The following is a 6,368-nucleotide window of genomic DNA, read 5'->3' on the forward strand; positions in this document are numbered from 1 at the left end:
GCCAGCCCCTTCTACGACGCCGCCATCATGGTGAAGAGGCGGTCATACACCTGATCTACCACAGGTTCCTTCCGCCAGGGACGGAGTTTCCGGGCGGCACCGAAGATCACCTTGAGGCCACCGCCACCCCAGGTGGTCTGGACGCAGTCGAGCGCGCTGTGCAAAGCCGCCGCGGCGTGGTCGAGTTCGCGCTGCTGGATGTGCGCGAGGCTCAAGTTCGCCAGCACGATGGTGCGCGACTTCGAGCGGGACGGCGCCTGGGAGACGACCCGTTCCAACGTCGACTGGGCCTTCGAAGCGTCGTTCAGGCGCAAGTAGCAGGATCCGGCCAGGCGGTCATACTGGCTTTCGGAGAACATTTCCGTGACAGGCTCGTCGGCCGAGATCCGTCCGAAGTGGTCCTGCGCGCGTTCCAGCGAACGTTCGCACGCCGTGCGTTGCCCGACCATTGCCCGCGCTTCGGCGGCGTGCAGTTCTGCCAGTCCGGTCAACACGTCGCTGTGGCCCCGCGCCACGTCGGCCACACGTTCGGTGAGGGCCAGCCCCTCGATCGGATCCTCGGTGCCGTACAGCTCCACGTACGACGTGCGCAACAGCGCGACCGCCTCCAGCACAGGATCGTTGATCTTGCGAGCTGCGGCTGCCGCCGTCGTGAAGTGGCCCTTCGCGGCATCGTGGTCGCGGCGCTGTGAGGCGTCCCAGACGAACTGCCCCATCAGGGTGGACGCCTCCGCCTCGGCGGCGAGCAGATCACGTTTCACCTGGTACTCGCGTGCATGTGCGCACAGCAGACGAGTTTGGCCGAGCGTCTGCCCCGCCTCAGCCAGCAATCCGGTCGACCGCTCGCCGTCATAGCGGAGGCCAAGCAGAGCAATGCGCTGACGAAGTTCCGCCACGGTGACCAGGTCGACCTTCGAGGGGTTCGCCAGCGCACGATCCAAGCGATCAGTATCCCGAGCTTCTGCCGCAGACACCTCAACGGGCGGATTCAAGAGGTCGATCAGCTCTTGAACCGACAGGGCCAGCGCCTTCGCGAGACGGGGTTGGAGCCAGAGGTCGGGATTGGACTTGCCCTGCTCCCAGCGGCCAACGGTTCCCGGCGTCACACGGAGGAGTTCGGCCAAACTCTCCTGCGAATGCCCCATGGCCTTGCGGCGGGCGGCTAGCCCTTTCCTCGGCATCGCCATCGTTCTCCCCTGACGCGAATTCGGCGCATTGTTCCTTCACAGGCTAGCTCCGCACACCAACCGAACAACCGTTCCTTTAACAGAACTTCAATTTCACCCGATTGATCTACTGGCGCGTTTCCGCAGGCAGGAGCACTAGATGCGAGATTTCTGTTGGGTTTCGGATGGTCGCCTGCCCTGGTTCCTCAGAGCGGGTCCAGGTAGAGGGTGCCGCCGGCGGCGATGGTCTTGCCGATCAAGCGAGCGTTCGCGTCCTGCATTGCGTTGACGATTTCCGGCGATGCGGATGGTGCGTACCTCAAAGCAGCGATCAGGAAGAAGAGATCGTCGTCCGGCAGACGCAACAGGGGCGTACTGATCCTGTCGGTGCGCAACGGATAGGCGAGAACGAGCCCGAAGTCGCTGTAGAGATCCGCGCCGAGTGCACTATCCGCGTGGTGGAGCACCTCCTCCACAGCGGCGTTTGGCACGAGGAGGTTGCACCACGGGTGCGGCGACTCCCAAAGCCCGGCTTCGCGCAGGACGGGTTCACCAGGGGCGAGCCGATCGACGAACTCCCAGTAGGTCGCGGTGTGGGTCTCGGCTTCGAGGAAAGACAAGCCTCCGAGGTCGCCGCTTCCGGCGCCAGACCCGATGAACGTGACGGCCTCAAGCTCAGCGACGTGCCGGCCTTCACGGAGCTTGAGCTGGCCCTCGACGTAGTCGAAGGTCCCCGCGGTCACCAGCTGCCGCTGATCGGCTACGAGCTGGCTGATCGAGTCATAGTGGAGCTTGTGCCAGGCAACGGTTTCCGGTGCGCGAACGAGGCGCAGGGTGGCGCGGGTGATGACGCCGTTGCGCCCGCGGCCCGCCCGTACGGCGTCGAACACGGCGCGGTTCGAACTCGGTGAGCACGTCACGACGTCGCCGGTAGGGGTGACGACGTCGAGCGAGATCACATTGTCGGTTTGGGCGCCGTGGTGATGGCTGGCCCCGCCCAGGCCGCCGACGGACAGGGTTCCGCCGACGGTCAGTTCGAGGTAGTCGGTCAGCACCGGCGGCGTGAGCCCGTGCGGCAACGTCGCGCGCAGCACGTCGCTCCACTTCACGCCCGCATCAACCACGACTCGGTCGGGCCCGACTTCGTGAATCGCGGCGAGTGAGGTCATGTCGATGACGATTCCGCCGAGCGCTTGTGCTTGGCCGCCGGTGGAATGGCCTTGCCCGCGCGGTACGACCGTAAGGCCGTGGACGCCAGCATGTCTGATCACCGTGCTGATGTCGGCCGCGTCGGCGGGCCTCAGAACGGCTGTTGGACGATCGTGAACGGTGTCGCCGTAGTCGTGCGCGGCCCATGCGAGCGCGTCTTCATCGGTCTCCAGACTTCCGGTGAGCGCGGGCACGGTGCTGAGCGCTTGGTGCACTAGACGTCCTCCTTGAGACTTTCGATCAACTGTCTCCGTAGCCCCGCTGCGGTCGGCTCGGTGTTGCCGCTCAGCAAGTCGGCGGCCGCGGACCACGACCTGTGTGCGGCCTGGAGGTTGCCGCGGTCGGCGTGCAGGTCGCCGACGCGCCGGTGGATGTGCGCTTGGCTCCAGACGTCGGCGACTCTGGTGAAGGTGCGCAACGCGTTCTCCAGGTGGTGGAGGGCGACCTCGTATTCGCCACTGGACTCGGCCAGACCTGCCAGCAGTGTCGAGGTGCATCCCGACGACATCAAGTCCTCGGCCTCGTCGAAGATCGTGTGCACTTCGGTCAGCAGCGATCGCGCACCCGCGGTGTCGCCTGATGCGGCCAAGACGGAGGCAAGGTGCGCGGACGCCACCGCGAACTCCCACTGATCTTCGGCCTCCGCGCTCAGCCGGCGAGCGGTCTCCAGGTGGGTGACAGCGGCGTCGAGGTCGTTGAGCTGGTAGCAAGCTCGGCCGAGGCCGACGTGGCAGGCCGCTACGCCATTAACGTCCGCGAGCTCCCACCTGATCTGCATGGCTTGCCGGTAGAGGCTGGCCGAAGACCCTGCCTTCATCTCGTCGATGCCCGCGTCGCCCAGTGTCTCCAGCGCCCACGCCTCGGCATCGCGGTGACCGCCGCGCCGGGCCATCTCCAGCGCATCCCGCAACGCCGGTACCCACCACGACCAGGCTCGACGGTGGAACAACATCTCGTTCACCACCACCGGCAGGTACGCGACCGAGGTGATGTTCCACCGCGCTCCGCAGCGGACCAGGCGGACGAGGAGCTGCAACTCGTCCTCGAACCACCGGACCGCGTCAGCTGGGCCGTGGAAGGTCAGCGTCGCCACCTCGGCCTGCGGCAGGTCGAGAGGCCTTCGCGGCCGAGACGGCCACAGCATCCGGATCGCTGCGGCTCCGGTGTTCAGGTACAGGTCGACCAAGCGCGCCAGAGCCGCTCGGTTGGCCTGTTCGCCGGCCAGTTCGCGAGCCTGTTCGAGGGCGTACGCCTGCACGAGGTCGTGCATGACGAACTTGTCTTGCGCGGTCTGCTCGACCAGATGCACGGTGGCGAGGGCGGACAGGTGTCCCTGTGCTTGCAACGGTGACAGCCCGGTGAGCGCGGCCGCAGCCTCGATCCTGATGGGGCCGCCGGGGTGAAGGCCGAGTTGCCTGAACGTGGCAGCCATCGGCCCGGGAAGCGCGTCGTGCGACCACGACAGCACGGTCCTCACGGCCAGCGTCTCGTCCGCAGTGAGGACGTCGAGCGGCTGCCGACTGGTCAGCTCGTCAGCCAGCTTGCGCAGCGGAACATTGCGCAGCAGGTTCGCACGCTCGCCGGCGATGCGCAGCGCGAGCGGCAGGCGACCAGCGCGGTCGGCGATGATCCGTGCGGCGGCTAGGTCGCCGTCCACCCGCGCACCCAGGACCGATCGCATCAGGTCGAGCGCTTCGCCCGTGCTCATCGGGTGCAGGGTGATCCGGACGGCACCGTCGTGGACGACCGCTCCCGAGAGCCTGTTACGACTGGTGACCAGCGCCAACGACAGCGGCGAGCTAGGCAGCAAGGGTCGGATCTGGTCAGCGTTGACCGCGTTGTCGAGCACGACGAGCGTGCGGGTGGTTTCCAGCAACGTCTGGTAGAGCGCGACGCGTCCATCCAGGTCGCTCGGGATGTCCTGCGGCAAGGTGCCCAGCGCGCGCAGGAACCTGCCGAGCACCACGGCGGGATCCTCCGGTGAATCAGGAGCGAAGCCGCGGAGATCCGTGAACAGCACTCCGTCCGGGAAGTACGGAGCGATCGTGTGAGCCCAATGCACGGTGAAGGCCGTTTTACCCACTCCCGCGGGGCCATCGAACGCAATCAGGCCCTCGTGTGCGGCGAGCGCGGCCGAGGCCTGGTCCAGCGCTTCCTGCCTCGGCACGAACGAGCGCAAAGCCGCCGGTAGCTGAGCGGGGCGGATGCGTTCACGAGTCACTCTCGCGCGTGGCCTCGGCACCGCCAGCTCAGCCAGCTCGCCTCCTGCGTCGAGGGCCCGGTCGATCGCCTCCGCGATCTCGGCGGAAGGGCTACGGATGTCGTGCTCGAGGTTGCTGAGGTAGCCCTTGCTGACGTTCGCCCCAGCCGCCAGCTCCTTCAGGGAAAGATTGCGGCTCTCACGGAGAGCGTGGAGCAGCTGCCCGAATGTCATTCCAGCCGTTTCGACATCCGTCTGCTGCCGTCTGCTGTTCATCTGGAGACGCCCCTCCCCTGGCCAACCACCCACGGGCCTGCCAACACTGAACGTCGTTCCCCGACTACCAACAGTGCAACCCGCAGGTCTAGGAGGTGAGGGTATGACGATTCGGTTCCACTTCGCCTCGGCTCCCGGACTGCCGCGCCTGGGAGATCACCCGGTCGAACGACAACTTTCATTGGTCAAGTCGCGTTGGCTTGGAGGAGCTCCAAGCGAAGGGAGCAGCGATGCCGCCGTGGATGACGTACGGCCTTCTCGGCGTAGTCGCAGGGCCTGTCGTGTTGACCATCGCTCGCGCCGTCACACACGACGAGCGGCTCGCCTGGACCGCTTTCACCAGGTGCGGCTGGGGCCACTTGGCAGCTGCCAGTGGGCTCCTCGGCGCCGCGCTGGCCTGCGTTGCTGTGCACGCACCGCTGGAGGCGAGCGCACTCTCCTGGTTCGTGATGGTCGGACTGCTCCTGGCGCTGATCGACTTGACCGTCCACCGGCTACCGCATCCGATCAACGGCGCGCTGCTGGCGGGCTCCGTGATCCAGCTGTCGTTCCTGGCGCTGCTGAGGTCCGACTTCGATCCTTTGCTCCGTGCAGGCTTGGCTGCGGTCGTGGTGACCACCGCCGGCTTCGCGGTCTACGTCGGCTCGCGCCAAGGCCTCGGCTTCGGCGACGTCGTGCTCCTCGCCCCGATCGCATTCGTCCTGGGGTGGTTCGGCTGGAACCAGCTGTTCGCGGGGCTCATGAGTGCGTTCTTACTCGCAGCCGTCAGCATGCGCCTTCTTCGGGCCAGCCGCGCCGGCCGTCGTGGCGATGCGTTGGCGCTTGGGCCATTTCTGATCATCAGCGCAGTAGGCGCGATCTTGTTGACCTGAGGGGCCGCGAGTGATGTGCCTGCCGTTCAGGGACGAGAACCCGGTAGTCGTCTACGAGGCACAACGTGCGCTGCACCGCGCCACCGCAACGTTCGTGCTGATCGTTCTCGCCTTTCCCAACCAGTACCTCCGCCCGGATATCAGTGCGCAACCGGGCGCTCCGATCGAGGTGGGCGTCGTTGCTCCCCCGGCGCCCACCTCAGCCCCTTCCTCAACCTGGAGGCCGCGATGACCACCGCACGAAACGCCGCAATCCTCGGCCTGGTCGCCCTGACGTCGTGCAGCACGAGCAGCAACGACTCACCTCCGCCTGTCGCAACTTCGACATCCACGGCCACGAGCGTCGCTCAGCCGCCAGATCCACCTGAACGCAAGGCGGTCGATGCCTACCTCGCGATGTGGCGGCAGCCGGCGAGACGTCGAACGCGGAGGCGCCCGGCCTGGCGCAACACGCCGCAGGAGACGCGCTGATCGTCATTAAGAGGTCCTAACAGAATGATCAACGTGGTGGTGTGCAGCATGTCGGATGTGGATCATGTTTGACCGTGAGGAGGGGTCAGTCGCCGCCGTGGATCGTCTCGGACGATCTGTGGGAGCGGATCGAGCCGTTACTGCCGGTGGTGCCGCGCAGGCCGCGTAATCCTG

At 66.5% G+C, this 6,368-nt stretch carries 4 protein-coding genes; 1 reads left to right on the forward strand and 3 read right to left on the reverse strand.

All coding sequences use genetic code 11. The annotated features are described in order from the left end of the window. Positions 1 to 11: 11 nt before the first annotated feature. From AB0A63_RS23060 to AB0A63_RS23070, 3 genes are all read right to left on the reverse strand, one after another. On the reverse strand, positions 12 to 1,187 hold the full coding sequence (locus AB0A63_RS23060) for a helix-turn-helix transcriptional regulator (protein ID WP_360394793.1): 1,176 nt from the start codon (positions 1,185 to 1,187) through the stop codon (positions 12 to 14). Positions 1,188 to 1,372: 185 nt separating this feature from the next. Next, positions 1,373 to 2,590, reverse strand: coding sequence for an FAD-binding protein (locus AB0A63_RS23065; protein WP_360394796.1), 1,218 nt, complete (start codon positions 2,588 to 2,590; stop codon positions 1,373 to 1,375). After that, positions 2,590 to 4,851 carry a helix-turn-helix domain-containing protein gene (locus AB0A63_RS23070; protein WP_360394799.1) on the reverse strand — a complete coding sequence of 754 codons (2,262 nt, stop codon included), beginning with the start codon at positions 4,849 to 4,851 and terminating at the stop codon, positions 2,590 to 2,592. The genes AB0A63_RS23065 and AB0A63_RS23070 overlap by 1 nt, the downstream gene beginning before the upstream one ends. Positions 4,852 to 5,081: 230 nt before the next feature. Between AB0A63_RS23070 and AB0A63_RS23075 the strand changes: the two genes are divergently transcribed. Further along, on the forward strand, positions 5,082 to 5,723 hold the full coding sequence (locus AB0A63_RS23075) for a prepilin peptidase (RefSeq protein ID WP_360394801.1): 642 nt from the start codon (positions 5,082 to 5,084) through the stop codon (positions 5,721 to 5,723). The last annotated feature ends 645 nt before the right edge of the window (positions 5,724 to 6,368 follow it).

Origin of the sequence: Lentzea sp. NPDC042327, from assembly GCF_040647275.1 — a bacterium.
Lineage (GTDB): Bacteria > Actinomycetota > Actinomycetes > Mycobacteriales > Pseudonocardiaceae > Lentzea.

Excerpts from the sequence above, each read along its gene's own strand:
- AB0A63_RS23070 (WP_360394799.1), bottom strand. The coding sequence starts at position 4,851 with ATGAACAGCAGACGGCAGCAGACGGATGTCGAAACGGCTGGAATGACA.
- AB0A63_RS23075 (WP_360394801.1), top strand. The coding sequence starts at position 5,082 with ATGCCGCCGTGGATGACGTACGGCCTTCTCGGCGTAGTCGCAGGGCCT.
- AB0A63_RS23060 (WP_360394793.1), bottom strand. The coding sequence starts at position 1,187 with ATGGCGATGCCGAGGAAAGGGCTAGCCGCCCGCCGCAAGGCCATGGGG.